The organism is Bacillus sp. CPT56D-587-MTF, assembly GCF_058792335.1.
The window spans coordinates 1,136,109-1,155,560 of sequence record NZ_JBYTEF010000001.1 but is presented as its reverse complement, the minus strand read 5'-3'; the positions used below and the strand labels follow the sequence as shown (position 1 = coordinate 1,155,560).

Genomic DNA, 19,452 nt, shown 5'->3' with positions numbered 1-19,452 from the left:
ATGTGAGGCTTCCTTTCTTTCATAATCTAATTTTGCAACACTCTTGATATCCTCCACTTCTGGCCTGTGCACTTCCACACTTCGGACATACTAAATATCTAGACTGAGTTGTCAATAAACTACCTTTTTGAAAGAGTAAAACTTCTGCTTGTTTAAACGAACGCGAATAATATAACCACATAAAACCAATTATAGCAATAATGCCAAATAATACTCCCATCGCAAGCATTTCAGTCACCTCTTTTGGTTTGTTCTTTCCAGCAAGTGGATTGTTGTATTATTCTCTGTAAATTCAAACAATCCCTTCTTTACTCCTATAAATATCAACTTTCTCTATAAATTTTACAATTCTCCGCAAATTTTTACTCCTATTTTACAATTCATTATTCCTTTTGCAACAACGAATATCACTTTCGATATTTCCATATATAAATATATCTTCCAAAAAACATATTGACTTTCTAAAAAAAACATGCAACAATACTGTCAGAATACTTGAATAAAAATTCATTGACGAGAACGAGTACGTTATAGAACTGTTCCCCAGAGAGTTGGCGATTTGCTGAAAGCCAACGTTCAGTGCGTAACCGAAAATCATCTCCGAGAAGTAGAACCGAATGTTACAGTAAGTTCTTACCGGCCGTCCCCCGTTACAAGGAACACGTATCATGTTGTACGTTGCAAAGCCGTATACATATAGATTTATTTCTACATGTGTAAATTAGGGTGGTATCGCGGGTAAATATAACTCGTCCCTTTCTTTAGGGACGAGTTTTTTGTGTTCTTACAAATGAATGAAAAAGGAGGAAAAACAATGAACACTGTATCAAAAAAACATATTTTTTTCACGGGTCTTATGCTATTTTCTTTATTTTTTGGGGCAGGTAATTTAATTTTCCCTCCCATGCTTGGGCAAAACGCAGGTGAAAACTTTTGGCCAGCAATGATTGGATTTTTATTAACAGGAGTTGGCTTACCACTACTTACTGTTATCGCAATTTCTCTATCAGGAAATGGAATGCAGCAACTTGCAAGTCATGCCCATCCATTATTCGGAATTTTCTTTACAGTAGTTGTATACATTGCCATCGGTCCATCCATGGGCATCCCACGTGTTGCAAATGTCGCTTATGAAATGGGGGTTAGTTCTTTCTTACCAGAAACAATCCGCTCTAGCAGCCTAGTGCTATTTGTATATACAATCATCTTCTTTACTATCGTATTTTGGCTGAGTTTGAATCCATCTAAACTTGTTGATCGTATTGGGAATGTATTAACACCTATTTTATTACTCTCTATTTTCTTATTATTTGTTAAAAGTGTATTTACACCACTTGGGCAATCAGGACCAGCGATGCAAGAGTATCAAACTTCTCCAATCTTCAAAGGCTTTATGGAAGGCTACTTAACAATGGACACTATTTCAGCACTTGCATTCGGAATTATCGTTGTAAATGCAATTCGCTCTAAAGGTGTGAATGATCGTAAGTCCATTGCCATCGCCACAGCAAAAGCAAGGGCTTATTGCCGCTACAGGGCTCGTACTTGTATACGGTGCACTCGGCTGGCTTGGGGCAACTAGCGTCTCGCTCGGATATGCAAAAAATGGCGGACAGCTACTTACCTGTTATCGTACAACAATTATTCGGTCCATACGGTTTGCTCCTATTATCTCTTATCGTTACACTCGCTTGTTTAACGACATGCGTTGGACTCGTATCTGCGTGCAGCCAATATTTTTCAACATTATTGACTACACTTTCATACAAAACGTTCGCGAGTATCATTTGCGCATTAGGATTACTAGTTGCCAACTTAGGTTTAACGAAAATTATCTCAATCTCTGTTCCAATTCTACTTGTCGTGTATCCAATTGCGATTGTACTCGTACTACTATCATTACTTCCTAAATACTTCGGTGGATATCGCTCTGTTTATGTAGGTGCTTTAATTGGAGCAGCTGTAGTGAGCGTATTTGATGGATTAAAACAAGGTGGTATTTCAGTTTCATTTATCACACCATATTTTGAATTTATCCCTTTATATAATGAAGGAATCGGCTGGCTAATACCAGCATTAGTAGGAGGTCTTATTGGTCTTGCAACGGCTAGGTTAAACGGTACGAAAAAAGTTCCATTAGTAACCGAATCTCACGAAGTAAAAGCCTCCTAAAAAAACTCCCAAAAGGGAGTTTTTTTACAGGCTGTGGAGAAAGTCTTCTCCACAGCCTGTTTTTGTGTCTGAACCTCTTTTTATGTGTCAACACTGATAAAAAAGAGGAAAAGGAGAGATTTTTTATGATGGGTGCTTTAAAAAATCATCGTGATGAGCGTGTATCTGTTTCTGTAGAAGAGTTGGTTCCACAAGATCATTTCCTTCGTGCAATTGAAGCGACAATTAGTTTTGATTTTATTGAAGAGAAGTTACGCCCTTATTACTGTGAAAACAATGGACGCCCGTCCATTCATCCTATTGTTTTATTTAAGATGATGTTTATTGGATATTTTTACGGTATTCGTTCTGAGCGTCAATTGGAAAAGGAAATTAAAACGAATATTGCCTACCGTTGGTTTTTAGGGTTTTCTCTATCGGATACTATTCCGGATCACTCTACAATCAGTTGGAATCGTCGTACTCGTTTTATTCATACAAATATTTTCGAAGAAATTTTTGATGAGATTGTGAGACAAGCGACGGAGCACCGGATGGTAGGAGGACGTGCACTGATGACAGATTCTACACATATTAAGGCCAATGCCAATAAAAATAAATTTGTACATAAATATAAAAAAGAAAAAGCAAAGTTTTATATAGACGAGCTAGAAGCTGCGGTAATCGAAGATCGTGAGGTACATGGAAAAAAGAATTAAAACCTAGAAAGGAAAGTGATACCCCTACCAAAAAAACTCGTATAAGTACAACGGATCCAGATAGTGGATTTTTAATGAGAGATGGAAAACCAAATGGTTTTCATTTCTTGGATCATCGTACGACTGATGCGAAGTACAATATTATTACAGATACCTATGTAACGGCTGGAAATATGGCAGATTCCGAGCCGTATTTAGCACGCCTCCAAGCTCAGATTGATAAATTCGACTTCAAAGTAGAAGCTGTTGCCCTTGATGCTGGCTATTTTACAGGATATATCTGTAAGAAACTATCAGAACGGAATATATTTATGGTGATGGGGTATCGCCGATTTGGAAAACGGAATAAAGAAGTACCGAAAAGCCAATTTAAATATGTAGAAGAAATGAATGTTTTCGCTTGTCCGATGGGATGTATTCTAGAATATGTAACAACTGATCGTGAAGGATACCGTCAATACAAATCGAATCCAGAAGACTGCGCTGTTTGTCCGTTACGTGAGGTGTGCTTTTCAAAGAAACAAAAACAAAAAGTTATCACTCATCATGTGTGGGAGAAATATAAGGATATTGCTAGAAAAAACAAGCTAACAGCTACAGGGAAAAGGTTGTATAAAGTACGCTGTTCCACTATAGAGCGAAGCTTTGCAGACGCCAAAGAACTACATGGCTACCGCTATGCCCGGTTTCGAGGGCTGAAGTCTGTCCAAATGCAAGCTTATCTCACCGCAGCTTGTCAAAACATGAAAAAAATAGCCCTCCACCTGACCAAAAAGGGTCAGGTGGAGGGCTATTTTTTAAAATTCTATTATTTTATGTTGTTTTTATTCGCTAAAATCAAAAAAGATTCCAGAGTGTTGGGAACCCTAAAGGGTTTCCCAACACTCTGGAAAAAAACTCCCAAAAGGGAGTTTTTTTACATTTGATACGCAGCATGATTAAAACTGCTTATTTTATAAGCCTTCGTATAATATTCAATATTTGTATCAACTGTTTCTACCTTGACAACATCATAGCGCTCTTCTTGCTTTACTAAAAATAAATAGTATTCCTCTGTTGCCTCAATAATCGCAATTTTATCTGTTTCAACATTATATTGTTCACAAAGCGCTTGTAATGCGTTCACATAATCCCCTAATTTTTTAGACTTATCCATTCCGAATATAGTTTGAACTAACATATACATTCTCCCCTTTATATGTACTGTTAACACCTAAATGATAACGCTTACATTATTTATCGTCAATAAAAACATTCAATTGTTTTAATGCCAAATCTATATTGTATCGAGCCAATAATCAGCGAGGAATTCCCCACCAATTAAAGTTTTACTTTATCCCGCATTAACTGCCCGTAAAAGCCCGATTGGTGAGGGCTGATAATCAGTGGGAGAGGAACAACCTCCCGACTGATTAAAGTTTCACTTTATCACTTCGTTAATTGATGCCTAAATGCATAAATAACCGCCTGAGTACGGTCACTTACATTCAATTTATTTAATATATTACTCACATGTGTCTTTACCGTTTTCAGTGCAATAAATAACTCGTCCGCAATCTCTTGATTACTTTTTCCCTCTGCAATTAATAACAAAATCTCAAACTCTCTTTCCGTTAAATCATCATGCAAAGGTTGCTCTTTCTTTTGACGCATACGGGACATCATTTTCCCGGTAACTTTCGGCTCTAATACTGTTTCTCCATCATAAGTAGCTCGTACAGCATCAGCAATATCACTTGCTCTTGATGTTTTTAATAAGTAACTGGTCGCCCCAGCCTCAATAACAGGATACAATTTTTCGTCATCTAAAAAGCTTGTTACAACTACAATTTTTGCTTCTGGCCATTCTTGAATAATAGCACGTGTTGCTTCGACACCATCCATCTCATCCATAACAAGGTCCATTAAAATAATATCCGGCCTTAATTGCAATGCTAATTCTGATCCTTTTCTTCCATTCTCAGCTTCCCCTACTACTTCAATATCTGGCTGTGTAGATAAATATGCCGATACACCCATACGAACCATTTCATGATCATCGACAAGCAATACTTTTATCATACTTCTCCCCCTCTCTCAATCATAATCGGTACTTTTACTTCTATTTGTGTACCTTTGGCCGGGAAACTAAGTACCTTAAGTGTCCCACCAATTTCATGAACACGCTCTTGCATCGATCTTAGGCCATATGAACCAGCCTTATTAACCCCTACTTCAAACCCAACGCCGTCATCAATGATTTTTAAAATCGCATATTGATCAATTTTTCGAAGGCGCACTTCTGTTTTCTTTGCCTTCGCGTGTCGCAACGTGTTTGATAGCGCTTCTTGCACAATACGGAATAAATGATCTTCTACACCTTTTTTTAATTCTATTGGCTCAATAAGCCATTCAATTTTCATATGTTGTTTTCGCGATAATTCCGTTAATAATTCCTCTATACCTTCTGTCAGTTTCTTACCTTCCAATTGTACAGGACGTAAATGAAGGAGCAATGCTCTCATTTCTGATTGAGCATTTACAACCATATTTTCAACAAGTTGCAATTGTTTTTTTGTCACCTCTGGAAATTCAGTTATTTGTTCATTAATCGCTGACATCATCATCGACATTGCGAAAAGCTGCTGACTTACTGAATCATGCAACTCCCTTGCTAAACGATGCCTTTCTTGAGAAATCGCTTCTTGTCTCATCTCTTCATTCCAATGAGCTCGTTCATTCGTTACTTTTTGAAAGAGTCCAGCTTGCTCCTCTAATCGACGAGCCAGAACGATTACTTTTCGTTCCACTTCATGAAATTCATCATCTGCAGTAAACGAAACATCGCTCGGAAAATTCCCTCGCTCTACTTCAAATAGAAACGTATTTAATCCTTGTATACGCTGCTCTATATAATAACCGATTGCATATCCTACAATTCCCCCGATAAGTAAACTTGTAGTCATAATAAACAAGCCAATTGGAACAGAAGCGATGGATTCCTTCCATAATAAATCATACACTTGTTGCTCGCTTTTCCATACATATACAATTGTACAAATGAGTGCGATACTAACTGAGGACAACATAGAATAACGAATATACATCCACGAAATATTTTTTTGTTTCTTCATTATACTTTCCTCACTTCCGTGTCGCCTACGACAAGCGAAGAAATAATTTTAATACGACGAGGAGCCTCTTTATACTGCTCTGTTCTAAATGTAACATTGCGGTTAAACCCTGTCTCTTCATGACCTGGCAAGAGCACACGTCCGACAATAACAGAATGATTTAAAGAAAGTTCAATATCATATGGCACATATAAACGAATATTACCAACGACACCCCGAATAACAATTACCGTTTCCCCTTCTGGAATCATAGCAGTTGTTAAATCTATTTCCACATCACAAGCACCATATTGAACATTAATATCCTCAAGTTCATAAATATGATCCATCATTCGTACATTGCCTACAAACATATTTTTCAAATATGTTTCTGTACGATATATTTGCTTCTCTTCGTCTATAATCCCTTTTTCTTTAATTTCAACCTTCATTGCTTTTTGCTGATGTCCTTGTTGAATCAATTGATAACCAATTAAAGCTAAACAAGCAAATACGACAAGAACAAATGCTGCTGATGAAAATAAGAAAAATAAAAATACGATACCACCAACAAATAAAAATACATTTCCCCGTACATAACGATTCTTTTTACGATAATGCCTTCCAAACATAAGCATAATAAATGCAAAAACGAGACCACCTGGTTCAAAATGTCCAAGTATCATATCAAGAAAAAGACCGAATCCAAATATGATGAGGAGCATCCCCATTAATTGTGTCTTTGAAAAATGTTTCTTCATTTCAGCTCCCCCCTTCTTGTCACATATACATAGAAGAAAAGGCATTGCTTTCCAACACCTTTTCTCCTATCACTATATCATAAGCCTGTTTTATAATATACTACTATTATTTTGTTAACTCTTTCGTTAACGATACATCATTCTTTTCTTTCATTTCACGCTCAAGTTTTGCAATTTTCATATCAAACGTGTCACGCTCATGCTCTTCATTCATACGAGTTTCTAAGTCACGAATATGATCTTCAATCTCTTCAAATCGTAAGAACGGATTATTTTCATCCATTTTATGCATCGCAGTATTCATACGACGATTTGCATGTGCCATATTTTCACGTGCCATTAGTTCCATGCGCTTTGCGTGCATTTCTTTTAATTTATTTTTCATTTCAGAAAGACGACGCTCTAACTCATCAATTTGCTCTACAACACCTGCATACATTTCTTCTAATCGAGTTACTTGCCCTTCATAATAAGCTACCTCTTCTAACGCACGTTCGTGCAATTGTAATTCGTCTGCTTCTTGAGCAATGATAGCTTGCTTTGATCTTTTATTAACGAAATAACGTGCTTGCTCAAGCTCACGAGCAAAATTAGATTTTAATGTTTTATGACGCTCAATTAACTTCTCAATTTTTGTTATTTCACGCTCACTATCACGTAAATATTGGTTTAACATCGCAATTGGATTTTTTCTTTCCTTCTCATCTAACACGTTATGAAAATCAGCTAAAATTGCATCGCGTACACGTCCGAATAAAGATTGTTTCATTATAAATCTTCCTCTCTTCTACTTTATTTATAATTTGATTTATTGTTTTAGTTTTTCATTAATTTGTTCCACTCATCTTCAAAGTTACTATATGGTTTAGAACTTTCTGGAGCAGATTCAACAACTACATCTTTTTCTTTTTTCCACTCACGGTATCCGTAGTATAAAACCACTAAAGCAGCGATACCGATTAATGCTGGCGAATGAGAAAGTGCAATGGATAAACCGATTAAACCAACAATACCCCAAGCTAACTTTCCAAAAAATGATTTAGCTCGCACAAATGATTTATAGCTCCAATATACAACTCCTGCTCCGATTGCGAATCCTACAATACCAGCAAGACTACCAAGAGCAATTAAAGCCAAAATACCGGCTGCGATAAACGCTAGAAATTGTTTCATCTTGTGCTTGCCTCCCTTCGATTTGATACTCTTATCTTAACTATTTTTTCATCTTTCCATAACGAGCTTAAGAACCGTTTTTAACTCAGACTTAAGACCGAGTCATATTCAGCCCTTTACGCAAAAAAACGTGCAGAGTCTATTCTCTGCACGTTTTTTAATTACTAACATTCATATTAAATTAAGCTGTTTTATGATACTCTTTTTTCTCAGCTACTTTCGAAAACCTTGGAAACCCAATTAAAATAGAAACAATCCCACATACTCCAACTAAGATTGGATAAAATGCATATGGCAACAATTCAACCGGAGATAACGCTGCAAATCCTGCTGCCGTTAACATTTGGGCACCGTACGGAATTAATCCTTGCACACAACATGAGAAAAGATCTAATACACTCGCTGATTTACGAGGATCTATTTCATATTGATCTGCAATATTTTTTGCAAGCGGGCCTGTAAAGATAATTGAAATCGTATTATTCGCTGTACACATATTCGTCATACTCACTAAACCAGCAATACCAAATTCCGCTCCTTTTTTCGAACGAATATTACGTGTTAATACATTCATTAAATATTGAATACCACCATTATATTGGATTAATTCAACCATACCGCCAATTAATATAGCAAGTAATACTAACTCCATCATACCGCCCATTCCAGTCGTTACACTTTTAAAGAAACTTTCTAACGTGTAACTTCCATCTATAAGGCCGATAACACCAGATAGTACAGTTCCACCAGTTAATACAATAAGTACATTCCAGCCAAGTAGCGCTGTAATAAGTACTCCTGCGTACGGTAAAATCTTTATCCAATCAAAGCTATGTGCTTTAATCTGCGTGTCACTTCCTGAAGTAACTATTACTAATAGTACAATTGTAATAATAGCCGCTGGTAACACAATTAAAAAGTTCGTTTTAAACTTATCTTTCATTTCTGTTCCTTGTGAACGAACAGCTGCGATTGTTGTATCTGAAATAAATGATAAATTATCACCAAACATCGCTCCGCCAACAACAGTAGCCATTGCAAGCGCAATTGAGATATCAGTTTGACCACTAATACCTACAGCAATCGGCGCTAATGCTGCAATTGTTCCCATTGAAGTTCCCATCGCTAATGAAATAAATGCACCAATAACAAAGATTCCAGCTACGATAAATCCTGGCGGTAAAATAGTTAACGCTAAATTAACAGTTGAGTCTACTCCGCCCATTCCTTTAGCAGTTTCAGAAAACGCACCTGCAAGCACAAAAATTAATACCATAATCATAATATCCGGATTTCCTGCACCTTTAGCGAACCGCTCTACTTTCACATTAAAACTTTCTTTACGATTCATCACTAAAGCGACTCCTACAGCAATTGAAATCGCTACAAGTATCGGCAATTTATAGAAATCACCTGTAATAATTCCAGAACCAATAAATAGCGCCAAAAATATTCCAAGTGGTAATAAAGCTAAACCATTTCCTCGCGTTTCTTTCAAAGTACCATCTCTCCCTAGTTTCAACCTTTTTCTAATGAATAACAAAAGACCTCTTCCGATGAGAAGAGGTCTTATACATCTATAAGAAACACTCTTCTCATCTTTCAAGCACACGCTTGCTGGATTTGGCACAGCACTCTGAAATCGAGTCCGCTGCCGAGGCATCGTAGGGCCAGTCCCTCCGCCTCTCTTTATAAGAAGGTTTCATATTTATTTTTTAATAATAATTTCTTCCCTAACTTTACTCGCTTACAAAACAAAAGTCAATTATTTTTTGTATAGATTTTTTTGGTAATTATACAAAAATTTGAATACAACAATCATTTTAACTTTTCGATTTCTTCTTCCAATATTGAAATCCAATAAAATTCACTATTTTTTATTGTTGCTAATATCCATTTCGTAGTGTGCCAAGCTAGCTCATACTCTTCCTTCGTGACATCACCACTTTTATAAGCATCCTCTAGCTCCTCTTCATCTAATACATACACCTTACCGCTAGATAATAATACTACATCTAAATATAAATCATCAAAATACGGTAAACCACGATCGTCTATTTTATATTCTTTCGCCACATCGATATAATATTGCACTAATTTTTTCTGATCATCTAACATAGCGGTAATCGCAAAGTTTTTCCCGTCTATGAAATATTGAATCCACGTATACTGATCTGCTGCAATACAAAGTTCTTCACCATCATATTCTTTACAACTAGGCTCTCTCACCTTTTTTATATCCAGTATTCCGAGCATTCCCTCTTCCACTTGCTTAACCGTATAACTCTTTTCTATTAGTCTCTTCCACGAAGAACCGTCACCATATTTTCGTTTCATTATGTCTGCTCCTCTTCTATATACAGAAAAGCTCCCACATATTATGTGAGAGCTTGTTCATATTATAATTAAGCCGCTTGACCCTTTTCAGAAATCTCTTTTAAATAAGCTTGTCCTTTTTCAGCGTCATATTGACCTTCCCACTTAGACATAACTACAGCTGCTAAAGAGTTTCCTACAACGTTAACTGCTGTACGAGCCATATCTAAAATACGGTCAATACCAGCAATGAACGCTAAGCCTTCAGGTGGAATACCTACTGTACCAAGTGTCGCTAATAATACAACGAATGATACGCCCGGTACACCTGCGATCCCTTTTGATGTAACCATTAATACAAGCAACAATGTAATTTGTTGTGTAATAGATAAATCAATACCGTACATTTGCGCTAAGAAAATAGCCGCAATTGCTTGATATAAAGTTGATCCATCTAAGTTAAATGAATAACCTGTCGGAATAACGAAAGATGTAATTGCTTTCGGACAACCGAATTTCTCCATTTTCTCCATGATTTTTGGTAAAACTGTTTCTGAGCTTGCTGTAGAATACGCTAAGATCAGCTCGTCTTTTAAAATCTTAAAGAATTGGAAAATGTTAATTCCAAATATTTTCGCTGTAAGTCCTAAGACAACTACGACGAAGAAGATCATTGCTCCATATACGACAATTAGTAATTTCCCTAATGGAATTAATGAAGCAAGACCAAATGTAGAAACTGTAACACCAATTAGTGCAAATACACCAAATGGTGCAAATTTCATAACTTGGTTTGTTACGTAAAACATTGCGTCAGCCACACCTTGGAAAAATTGAAGAACTGGTCTTCCTCTTTCACCAATTGCTGCTACACCTAAACCAAATAGTACAGAGAAGAAGATAATAGCTAGCATATCTCCGTCAGCTAACGACTTCATAATGTTCGTTGGAACAATATTTACAAATGTATCTGCAAATGAATGACTTTGTACTTGCTCTGTCGTATGTGTATATTTCGAAATATCTGTCTTTGTTAACTGCTCCATATTTACGCCTTTTCCTGGTTGGAAAATATTCGCTATTAATAGGCCGACAATAATTGCAATTGTTGTAATGATTTCAAAGTAAATAATTGTTTTTCCGCCTAGTCGACCTAATTTTTTAACATCGCCAACACCAGCAACCCCAACAACAATACTTGCTACAACAATTGGCACAACGATCATTTTAATTAATCGGATGAAAATATCACCAATTGGTTGTAAATAACTCACCACTGCTGGATTGCCAAAGAAAATCGCCCCAACCGCAATACCAAGCGCAAGTCCTATTAATATTTGCCATGCTAGTCCTATTCTTTTCATATTTGTTGTAACCCCCTCTTCGATGTGTCACTCTATCTCTCATTCTATCTCTATAAAACTAAGAAATTAAGAGTATTACATATTATTCGACAATTCACTACATTTTGTCCCTGTTAAAAATCATAAATCAAAAATTTAAATCTGACAACAAAATAACTTTGCCCGAACGCAAATAATTTTCTTGACAAAAAGTAGACCCATGTCAGAAAACCTCACATGAGAACGATTCCTCACTAGTGTTTTATTAGCTTTCCAAGTAATATTTCACCTCATAAAAACGATTACTTTCCTCCTTCATTTTACAGGGAAATTCCAAAATATACCTTTGTTACACATATGAATAAAATGTAAGCACTATGACAAATACAGTTGAAAAATGATAAATTCCGACAAAACTTAGCAATTTTATAAAATTTTCTTTACATTATGATTACAACGATAGACACCCTTCTTCTTATGATATATAACATTCATAGGGAAAGGAGTCAGACAACAATGAAAAAGAAATTTGCAGCGTTTAGTGTTTTAGCAGCAGGAACGATTTTTGCTTCCCCGTTACTTTCACCCGTATACGCTGAAACGAATCAAGATAAATTATCTAACATTCAATCTGAATTAGAAGGCAAACAAAGTGACTTACAAAATAAATCAGTCGAGAAAGAACAAATAGAAAAAGAAATTCAAGAATTACAGAAGAAAATCGATGAATTAACTACTTCCATTAATAAAAATGAGACTGAATTAAACGATACAAAAAAAGAAATTAGCAAAACACAACAAGTAATTACTGACAAAAAGAAACATATAGAACAATTACAAACAAACATAGATACACGTCAGGAAGTTATTAAACAACGATTACAATCTATGCAAGAAAAACCGCGTACAAATATCATTACAGAAGTATTAACAAACTCTACAAACATTGCTGATCTTGTTGATAATATGTACTCCGTAAGTTTAATATTAAACAACGATACAGATATTGTAAAAAAACAAACATCTGATCAAAATGCTGTAACGACAGAAAAAGAGGCTGTTGAGAAAAAAGAACAACAACTGAAAGACTCTGAACAAAAACTAGAACAAAAACAACAAGAATTACAAAATAACCAACAGCAGCAACAAACTCTTATTAACGATCTACATACGAAAGTAGCAAAAGTAGATTCAGAGATTGAAGGATTAGAAGAATCCAAGGGCATTTTAGAAAATCAACGTCAAGCTGTTCAAAAAGCAATTGAAGAAGAAAAACGGGCGGAAGAAGCTCGTAAAGCGGAAGAAGCCCGCCAGGCAGAAGAGGCTCGCAAACAACAAGCTACTAAATCTGCTCAAGCGGCCCCAACACCACATGATACAACTATCGGTGGTTTTATCAAACCAGCAGCTGGATCAAAAACTTCCGGATTTGGTGTACGTTCTTTAGATAACCATAAAGGAATTGACATCGCTGCTTCGGGAACGGTTCCAATTATCGCTGCTGCAGATGGCGTTGTTATTCGCTCAGAATTATCATCTAGTTACGGAAACGTAGTGTATTTATCTCACCGTATAAACGGAAAAACATATACGACAGTATATGCTCATATGAATAGTCGTTCTGTATCGAATGGACAAACTGTAAAACAAGGCGATCAGCTTGGATTTATGGGGAATACGGGCCAATCATACGGACAACATTTACACTTCGAACTTCATCTTGGAGAATGGAATGTCGGCAAGACAAACGCAGTTGACCCATCTCCTTATATCGGATTATAAAAAACCTCGGTGCCTACCGAGGTTTTTCATTTACACTTCACACACTATAGGCATTCTACATAGACTATAACTAAATGCCTATAGTTTACGAGGTGATCCATATGAATACGCAATTACAACAAAAAATAGAAGAAGCTAGAGAAACGTATATTGGCCGGATATTTACATTTGGCGGCTCAGTTTTATTTTTAATCGGTTCATTCCTCGCAGTCACCACAGCCTATAAAGCGTATAATCGTCTATTACATTCATCAACATAAAAAAAGACGGGAGATCCCCGCCTTTTTTTATGCAAACATTTTAAATACACCTATCGCATTTAAAAATACAATTATTACAGTTACCGGAATAACATAACGAAGTAAGAAGAACCAAATGTTAAATAACGTTTTCCCTTTCGTTTCCGTCACTTCTAATTCTTTCATCAACAACTCTTTACTCATTTTATTTGGTACAAATAATGAAATAGCTAGTACTCCTAACGGCAGCAATACGTTACTTACCGAAAAGTCGACTAAATCAAAGAATGTTTTCCCAAATATTTTCACGTCACTCATAATCCCAAATGATAACGCTGATGGAATACCGACTGCAAAAATAAGAATACCAATTAATAATGATGCTGACGGACGCTTCTTCTCATTACCTTTCGCAACAGATGCTACTACAATTTCAAGCATTGAAATTGCTGATGTTAAAGTCGCAAAGAAGAATAAAATTAAAAACATAATAAAGAAAAATTGACCAAATGGTATTTTTGCAAATACTGCTGGAAGGACGATAAACAGTAATCCCGGTCCTTCAGTCGGTTTAACTCCTAATGCGAAAATCGCTGGGAAAATTGCTAATCCTGCAAGTACTGTAACAAAAACAGTTAAACTTACAATAGATGTTGCCGATTTCGCTAAATGTTCCTCTTTCTTTAAATACGAACTATACGTTACCATTACCGAGGCACCTACAGTTAGCGAGAAAAAAGATTGTCCCATCGCATATAAAATTGTATCTGCTGTAAGCTTTGAAAAATCTGGTTTTAAGAAGAACTCTACTCCAGCAAAAGCACCATCGAGTGTTAACGCACGAACAATAATCGCAATAAATAAAATAAATAATAGCGGCATCATGTACTTACTTGCCTTTTCTATACCTTTCTCTACACCTTTACTTACAACAAAAATCGTACAAAGCATAAAGATAAATTGTGCTCCAATCGCACTTAATGGATTTGAAATCGTTTCACCGAACAATTGTCCATAATCAGCTGCACCATTCCAGAAACTTCCTGTCACACTATAATATAAATAAAGTAAAATCCATCCACCTACAACACTATAAAAAGATAGTACACTAAAACAAGTAACAACTCCCATACGACCAATCCAAGGATATAATTTGCTATTTGGCACTAGTACTTTATAAGCTGTAACCGCCTCTTTTTGCGTGCTACGTCCAATAACAAACTCCGCTATTAGAAGAGGCATACCTATAAATAAAGTTAATAGTAAAAATACAAGGAAGAATGCGCCTCCCCCGCCATTACCTGCAACATATGGAAATTTCCATATCGCACCAAGACCTACTGCGGCTCCGGCTGCTGCGAGTACAAAGCCTATTTTCGACGTCCATTGCTGTGTTTCTTTCATCATAATTTCTCCTTTTCTGAATATTTAAACTTTTGTTAATTATACACTTTCATTTCATACTCGCACACCTCCTTTAGAAAATAAAAAAGTCCCCTACACGCAAATATGCATGTAGAGGACGATATATGTAATGTAAATACCGTGGTACCACCTCAATTGGATTGATAAATCCCACTTGTTCAAGTACAGGAATAATTCCGATACTCTATCCTTTTAACGGCGGAACCCGGGTTGCCTACTACAATGTTCAACATACCTCTCGCAAGCCCATTCTGTATATTTTATCGTACCGGGCTCCCACCTAACCCCAGCTCTCTGAACGCATCAAATATACGTACTCTTCTTGCTCATCGATTTCATCTATTGAAGTTACTTGTGATTATAAATTATATTTTTATATTTGTAAAGCGCACTTTATCTTTTATTATTTTAAAACCTTTTCCTCTAACTCACGTAAAAAACTTTCTCTTTTCCCCTCATTTTGCACATATACTGATTTCAACACTTCTTGGAGCAATATATTTCGTTCCCTCTTTTCTAACTGTAAATCTTTTAACTTCAACCTTACTTCATATAAAAAATCTAAATACGATTCATATGTCTCATCATATTTATTTGCAATATCATCTCGAATTTTTTTTGCGAGCTTCGGGCTCGCTCCCCCAGTAGAAACTGCTATATTAAGTAAACCACGATGAATCGCTGCCGGAAAATGAACATTACCACTTTCCGGATTTGTAATAACATTTACTAATTGATTCTCAGCGGCATTTTCAGCAACTTGTTCATTTAATATTGAATCACTACTCGCTGCAACAACTAAAAAAGCACTTTTAATATCACTTTTTTCATATTCTCTTTGATACCAACGAATTTTCTTTTCTTCCACAAGTTTTACTAAATTCGCATCTAATTCTGGACTTATCACAACTATATCCGCACCCTGTTTGAGTAAAGGAATAATTTTAAATCCTGCAACTTTTCCCCCGCCAATAACAACAACGCGTTTCTCATTAACTCGCACTGTAAGTGGATACATACTGATCTCCTTTCAATAACTCCGTCGTTTTCTGAATTAACATATCTTGAAACGCTTCATTCTTCCCTAAATATGGACTAATTTTTATCTCTTCCACTTCATATTGGCGCACTTCTTTCTCAATATGTTTCATAAGTAAACCTGTAAATAACAAGTAAGGCAGTACAACGATGTTCTTTTCTTTTCGTTCTACAACTTCCTTTAACTTCTCCTCAAATTTTGGCTCTGCAGCCGCTAAATAACAAACTTCTACTTTTTTAACCTTCTCTTTTGTTTGAAATAAAGAAGCAATCCAGTTTATATCTCTTAATACTTCAGGATCACTGCTCCCTCTTGCAACAAGAAGTAACGTCACTTCATTTTTATCTTCCTGTTCGATGCCACTTCCGCTATACACCGATTTAACAAGTGTTTCTGATACACCAAACGGATTACCATAGGTAACTTTAACATCCGAAAATTGATTAGTTAACTTTTCCAATTCAAAAGGGATATCTTTTTTTACATGACCTGCCGCTAATAAAAAAACAGGGATAGCAATAATCTCAGTGGCCCCACGCTTCACACATGTACGAAAACCATCTTCAATAGAAGGATTCGCTAACTCTAAAAAACAAACTTCTTGAATAGTCGCTTCTATACGGCTCATGCACGATGTAATAAATTGAATCGCCTCTTCTTTCGCTGTCTTCAAACGACTTCCATGACATATATATAAGACGGCTTTCATTTTACAACACTCCACTTACTTGATAAGCATTTTCTGTCTGCTTCTCAAACCAATGAATTTTTTCTCTAAAACGGACAACCTCTCCAATTACAATCATACTCGGATTTTGAATTTGCTCTTTTTTCGCAACATCTACAATTGTCCCTAACGTTCCAACAACTGTGCGTTGCATAGACGTCGTCCCCTGCTCAATAATAGCAGCTGGCGTACTTTTATCTTTTCCATGCTTCATAAGTTGCTCACATATGTAGGGCAAATTACTAACCCCCATATATACCGCTAAAGTCTCTACACCTTTCGCTAAACTTTCCCATTTCACTTCTTCTTCAGCACCTTCTTTCCTATGCCCAGTCACAATAGCAAAACTTGCACTTGCATCACGGTGCGTCACTGGAATGCCCGCATAAGCAGGAGCAGCTATTCCAGCTGAAATACCAGGAATGATTTCAAATGGTACACCTTGCTTTGCTAATGCTTCAGCTTCTTCTCCCCCTCTACCAAACACAAATGGATCGCCACCCTTAAGCCTCGTTACAACTTTTCCTTTTTTCGCATACTTAATAAGAAACGTGTTAATTGTCTCTTGCTTCATCGTGTGATAATTCGGGAGTTTTCCACAATAAATTAAATCCGCGTCAGGCTTTGCGTATGAAAGCAGCTCTTTATTCACAAGTCGGTCGTATAAAATAACATCTGCCTTCTCAATACATTTCAACCCTTTAACAGTAATTAAATCTGGATCGCCAGGACCCGCTCCAACAATATAAACCTTCCCCATCATCTCTCCTCATTTCTTCTATTAAAATGAAACTTCCATTCGTATATAAGAATGGAAGTTTTTATTTTTTCGTATTACTGATCTCTACTCATGGATAACAAATGCCCCACCTTTTCGAATCTTCTTTTTTTCAAACAAAGAAATCTCTTTTACCTCTGGCAACGGTAAAAAATGCTTTTCAAGCTCAATCTCCGCAAGCTTAAATGCCTGTTCTTCACTTTGAGCAACAACAACAATCGGAACAATACTATTTACTAACACAGCTTCAAATCGATATAAATCCATATCGTCCCTCCTAAGACGCTATTACTTCTTCTAGCACGTTATTTAACGCTATTTGTAATGTATCTACACCAACACGACCTACAAAATCATAAAATGTTTCGGCTGGTAATTTATTCTCTTTGAAATAACTTATAAATGATGCGAGTACATCAGGTAGATCCTCGCCATCTATTTTTCCTTTTAACTTTTGATTGTAGGCACCGCCATCTAACAATGTTCCACCTACGTATATTTCAAACGCTTCAACAATACCTTTTTCCTTCGTTTTCATTTTCACCCCTTGTAGCCCAATGTCAGCAATTTGACGTTGACCACATGAATTCGGGCAGCCTACCATATGAATTCGAACTGGAACATCGAGTGCAATTTGTGTATCTAAGTATTCTGCAATTTTTCGTAATCTTTCTTTCGTTTCTACTAGTGCAAGATTACAATATTCAATACCGGTACATGAAACCGCATGACCAATAAATGATTTCGGGCTAGCAGATATCGCTTCAAACAGCGGTTCACTAAGTAATCCTTTTACATTTTCCGGAGGAACGTTCGGAATAATGAAGTTTTGCGAGTTACATGTACGAATTTGTCCATTTCCATATTGCTTTGCGATTCTTGCAATCTCAAACATTTCTTCTGCATGTAAACGACCTACCGGTACATTAAAACCTACATATTTTAATCCCTTTTGTTTTTGGTCTTGAACACCATAAAAATAGCCTGCATTCCATCCTTTGAGTGCACTTTCCCCTTTACTTTGTAAAGGCCCTGTATACTCTATTAGTTTCTCTTTAAATTTCTCTGCTCCCCAGTCCGCAACAAGAAATTTCAACCGAGCTAAATGACGTTTTTCACGATATCCAAAATCACGGAATATAGTAGCAATCGCAATCGCCACCGCCTTCACTTCTTCTGGTAAAACAAATACATCTAATTCATCAGCTAAATACGGTCGAGCTGATAATCCTCCACCTACTTTTATATGAAAACCAACTTTTTTCTCACCATCTATTTCTTTCGTTGCAGGCGTAAATGCAACACAGTTAATTTCTGCGTTTGCTGAATTATAAATATTGGAACTAATAGACATTTTAAATTTACGTGGCAAGTTAGAAAACTCTTCATTATGTTGGAAGTAATCATATACTTCTTTTACAATATGCGTTGTATCGAATAGTTCATTTGCATCAATGCCAGCAAGCGGATTACCTGTAATATTCCGCGTTATATCACCACAAGCCCCCGCTGAAGATAACCCAACTCTTGCTAATCTTTTAAAAATATCTGGAATTTGCTGAATTTCTAACCAGTGAAACTGAATCGCCTGTCTCGTCGTAATATCTATTACATTACGTCCATAATCTTCAGCGATAGAAGCAAGTACTTCTGCCTGTGCATTTGTAATAATCCCTGACGGAATATTTACCCGCATCATAAAATAACCAGCTTCTTTCGGTCTTTGTAAATACAAGCCTGCCCATTTAAAGGCATCCCACTCTTCTTTCGGAATAGATTCGAAACCATTTTCCGCATAGTAAGGAATATCATTAAAAATTTCTAAGCCATCTTTTTCTAATTTATTTTTCTCGGTCTGATTTAATTTTTCATTGTTAGCCCATACTTTTTCATAACTCATTGTTTAT

The 19,452-nt window shown here is 36.3% G+C and carries 18 protein-coding genes, 2 pseudogenes, 1 riboswitch and 2 other annotated features; of the genes and pseudogenes, 4 read left to right on the top strand and 16 right to left on the bottom strand.

Annotated elements, in window-relative coordinates; translation table 11 throughout:
- Positions 1–19: 19 nt before the first annotated feature.
- Complete coding sequence (locus AC3WVZ_RS06070) at positions 20–229, bottom strand: hypothetical protein (RefSeq protein ID WP_233936197.1); 210 nt, start codon at positions 227–229, stop codon at positions 20–22.
- 272 nt (positions 230–501) lie between these two features.
- Positions 502–760 (top strand) — a binding site (T-box leader).
- A gap of 54 nt (positions 761–814) precedes the next feature.
- On the opposite strand from AC3WVZ_RS06070, the pseudogene brnQ3 reads away from it, so the two are divergent.
- Positions 815–2,172, top strand: a pseudogene (brnQ3, locus tag AC3WVZ_RS06065) (branched-chain amino acid transport system II carrier protein BrnQ3).
- 125 nt (positions 2,173–2,297) lie between these two features.
- Positions 2,298–3,667 (top strand): annotated as a pseudogene (locus AC3WVZ_RS06060) (IS1182-like element ISBth7 family transposase); the annotation flags it as partial.
- Positions 3,668–3,786: 119 nt separating this feature from the next.
- On the opposite strand, the gene AC3WVZ_RS06055 reads toward AC3WVZ_RS06060, so the two are convergent.
- The 9 genes from AC3WVZ_RS06055 to gltP form a co-directional block, all read right to left on the bottom strand.
- Complete coding sequence (locus tag AC3WVZ_RS06055; protein WP_107992272.1) at positions 3,787–4,056, bottom strand: DUF3992 domain-containing protein; 270 nt, start codon at positions 4,054–4,056, stop codon at positions 3,787–3,789.
- 242 nt (positions 4,057–4,298) lie between these two features.
- Positions 4,299–4,931 carry a response regulator gene (locus AC3WVZ_RS06050; protein ID WP_000598707.1) on the bottom strand — a complete coding sequence of 211 codons (633 nt, stop codon included), beginning with the start codon at positions 4,929–4,931 and terminating at the stop codon, positions 4,299–4,301.
- Positions 4,928–5,983, bottom strand: coding sequence for a sensor histidine kinase (locus AC3WVZ_RS06045; protein WP_000744329.1), 1,056 nt, complete (start codon positions 5,981–5,983; stop codon positions 4,928–4,930). The genes AC3WVZ_RS06050 and AC3WVZ_RS06045 overlap by 4 nt, the downstream gene beginning before the upstream one ends.
- Complete coding sequence (liaF, locus tag AC3WVZ_RS06040) at positions 5,983–6,723, bottom strand: cell wall-active antibiotics response protein LiaF (protein ID WP_233936195.1); 741 nt, start codon at positions 6,721–6,723, stop codon at positions 5,983–5,985. Before liaF ends, AC3WVZ_RS06045 begins: the two co-directional genes overlap by 1 nt.
- A gap of 106 nt (positions 6,724–6,829) precedes the next feature.
- On the bottom strand, positions 6,830–7,492 hold the full coding sequence (locus AC3WVZ_RS06035; RefSeq protein WP_000814124.1) for a PspA/IM30 family protein: 663 nt from the start codon (positions 7,490–7,492) through the stop codon (positions 6,830–6,832).
- A gap of 47 nt (positions 7,493–7,539) precedes the next feature.
- Positions 7,540–7,896 (bottom strand): lmo0954 family membrane protein, encoded by a 357-nt coding sequence (locus AC3WVZ_RS06030; protein WP_000808640.1) that lies wholly within the window; start codon positions 7,894–7,896, stop codon positions 7,540–7,542.
- A 181-nt stretch (positions 7,897–8,077) separates the two neighbouring features.
- Positions 8,078–9,394, bottom strand: coding sequence for a Na+/H+ antiporter NhaC family protein (locus AC3WVZ_RS06025; protein ID WP_000665496.1), 1,317 nt, complete (start codon positions 9,392–9,394; stop codon positions 8,078–8,080).
- 94 nt (positions 9,395–9,488) lie between these two features.
- Positions 9,489–9,594: riboswitch (SAM riboswitch) on the bottom strand.
- 120 nt (positions 9,595–9,714) lie between these two features.
- Positions 9,715–10,233, bottom strand: a complete 519-nt coding sequence (locus AC3WVZ_RS06020; RefSeq protein ID WP_000824664.1) for a ribonuclease FAU-1 family protein — start codon at positions 10,231–10,233, stop codon at positions 9,715–9,717.
- A 68-nt stretch (positions 10,234–10,301) separates the two neighbouring features.
- Positions 10,302–11,576: a glutamate/aspartate:proton symporter GltP gene (gene gltP / locus AC3WVZ_RS06015; protein ID WP_000821134.1), complete on the bottom strand. Its 1,275-nt coding sequence runs from the start codon at positions 11,574–11,576 to the stop codon at positions 10,302–10,304.
- A gap of 495 nt (positions 11,577–12,071) precedes the next feature.
- On the opposite strand from gltP, the gene AC3WVZ_RS06010 reads away from it, so the two are divergent.
- Together AC3WVZ_RS06010 and AC3WVZ_RS06005 are read left to right on the top strand one after the other, a co-directional pair.
- Positions 12,072–13,337, top strand: a complete 1,266-nt coding sequence (locus tag AC3WVZ_RS06010) for a murein hydrolase activator EnvC family protein (RefSeq protein ID WP_233936193.1) — start codon at positions 12,072–12,074, stop codon at positions 13,335–13,337.
- Between the two features lie 101 nt (positions 13,338–13,438).
- Positions 13,439–13,597 carry a hypothetical protein gene (locus tag AC3WVZ_RS06005; protein ID WP_001096001.1) on the top strand — a complete coding sequence of 53 codons (159 nt, stop codon included), beginning with the start codon at positions 13,439–13,441 and terminating at the stop codon, positions 13,595–13,597.
- A 27-nt stretch (positions 13,598–13,624) separates the two neighbouring features.
- Here the strand turns inward: AC3WVZ_RS06005 and AC3WVZ_RS06000 are convergent, their stop codons facing one another.
- The 6 genes from AC3WVZ_RS06000 to AC3WVZ_RS05975 all read right to left on the bottom strand — a co-directional run bounded on the left by AC3WVZ_RS06000 (position 13,625) and on the right by AC3WVZ_RS05975 (position 19,445).
- Positions 13,625–14,980, bottom strand: a complete 1,356-nt coding sequence (locus tag AC3WVZ_RS06000; RefSeq protein WP_000665430.1) for a sodium-dependent transporter — start codon at positions 14,978–14,980, stop codon at positions 13,625–13,627.
- A gap of 111 nt (positions 14,981–15,091) precedes the next feature.
- Positions 15,092–15,340: a binding site (T-box leader), on the bottom strand.
- Between the two features lie 64 nt (positions 15,341–15,404).
- Complete coding sequence (locus AC3WVZ_RS05995) at positions 15,405–16,019, bottom strand: NAD(P)-binding protein (RefSeq protein ID WP_233936192.1); 615 nt, start codon at positions 16,017–16,019, stop codon at positions 15,405–15,407.
- Entirely contained in the window at positions 15,994–16,749 is a 756-nt protein-coding gene (locus AC3WVZ_RS05990; protein ID WP_000648887.1) for a sirohydrochlorin chelatase, read from the bottom strand. Before AC3WVZ_RS05990 ends, AC3WVZ_RS05995 begins: the two co-directional genes overlap by 26 nt.
- 1 nt (position 16,750) lies before the next feature.
- Positions 16,751–17,527 (bottom strand): uroporphyrinogen-III C-methyltransferase, encoded by a 777-nt coding sequence (gene cobA / locus AC3WVZ_RS05985; RefSeq protein ID WP_000521262.1) that lies wholly within the window; start codon positions 17,525–17,527, stop codon positions 16,751–16,753.
- 84 nt (positions 17,528–17,611) lie between these two features.
- Entirely contained in the window at positions 17,612–17,812 is a 201-nt protein-coding gene (locus AC3WVZ_RS05980) for a DUF3906 family protein (RefSeq protein WP_000366914.1), read from the bottom strand.
- Between the two features lie 10 nt (positions 17,813–17,822).
- Positions 17,823–19,445, bottom strand: coding sequence for a nitrite/sulfite reductase (locus AC3WVZ_RS05975; protein WP_000119621.1), 1,623 nt, complete (start codon positions 19,443–19,445; stop codon positions 17,823–17,825).
- Positions 19,446–19,452: the final 7 nt, after the last annotated feature.

Bases quoted from the DNA above. Each gene is read 5' to 3' on its own strand.
- AC3WVZ_RS05975 (WP_000119621.1), bottom strand. From the start codon at position 19,445: ATGAGTTATGAAAAAGTATGGGCTAACAATGAAAAATTAAATCAGACC.
- AC3WVZ_RS06000 (WP_000665430.1), bottom strand. From the start codon at position 14,980: ATGAAAGAAACACAGCAATGGACGTCGAAAATAGGCTTTGTACTCGCA.
- AC3WVZ_RS05980 (WP_000366914.1), bottom strand. From the start codon at position 17,812: ATGGATTTATATCGATTTGAAGCTGTGTTAGTAAATAGTATTGTTCCG.
- AC3WVZ_RS06030 (WP_000808640.1), bottom strand. From the start codon at position 7,896: ATGAAACAATTTCTAGCGTTTATCGCAGCCGGTATTTTGGCTTTAATT.
- AC3WVZ_RS06055 (WP_107992272.1), bottom strand. From the start codon at position 4,056: ATGTATATGTTAGTTCAAACTATATTCGGAATGGATAAGTCTAAAAAA.
- AC3WVZ_RS06010 (WP_233936193.1), top strand. From the start codon at position 12,072: ATGAAAAAGAAATTTGCAGCGTTTAGTGTTTTAGCAGCAGGAACGATT.
- AC3WVZ_RS05990 (WP_000648887.1), bottom strand. From the start codon at position 16,749: ATGAAAGCCGTCTTATATATATGTCATGGAAGTCGTTTGAAGACAGCG.
- liaF (WP_233936195.1), bottom strand. From the start codon at position 6,723: ATGAAGAAACATTTTTCAAAGACACAATTAATGGGGATGCTCCTCATC.
- AC3WVZ_RS06050 (WP_000598707.1), bottom strand. From the start codon at position 4,931: ATGATAAAAGTATTGCTTGTCGATGATCATGAAATGGTTCGTATGGGT.
- AC3WVZ_RS06005 (WP_001096001.1), top strand. From the start codon at position 13,439: ATGAATACGCAATTACAACAAAAAATAGAAGAAGCTAGAGAAACGTAT.
- AC3WVZ_RS06070 (WP_233936197.1), bottom strand. From the start codon at position 229: ATGCTTGCGATGGGAGTATTATTTGGCATTATTGCTATAATTGGTTTT.
- AC3WVZ_RS06035 (WP_000814124.1), bottom strand. From the start codon at position 7,492: ATGAAACAATCTTTATTCGGACGTGTACGCGATGCAATTTTAGCTGAT.
- gltP (WP_000821134.1), bottom strand. From the start codon at position 11,576: ATGAAAAGAATAGGACTAGCATGGCAAATATTAATAGGACTTGCGCTT.
- AC3WVZ_RS05995 (WP_233936192.1), bottom strand. From the start codon at position 16,019: ATGTATCCACTTACAGTGCGAGTTAATGAGAAACGCGTTGTTGTTATT.
- AC3WVZ_RS06045 (WP_000744329.1), bottom strand. From the start codon at position 5,983: ATGAAGAAACAAAAAAATATTTCGTGGATGTATATTCGTTATTCTATG.
- cobA (WP_000521262.1), bottom strand. From the start codon at position 17,527: ATGGGGAAGGTTTATATTGTTGGAGCGGGTCCTGGCGATCCAGATTTA.
- AC3WVZ_RS06020 (WP_000824664.1), bottom strand. From the start codon at position 10,233: ATGAAACGAAAATATGGTGACGGTTCTTCGTGGAAGAGACTAATAGAA.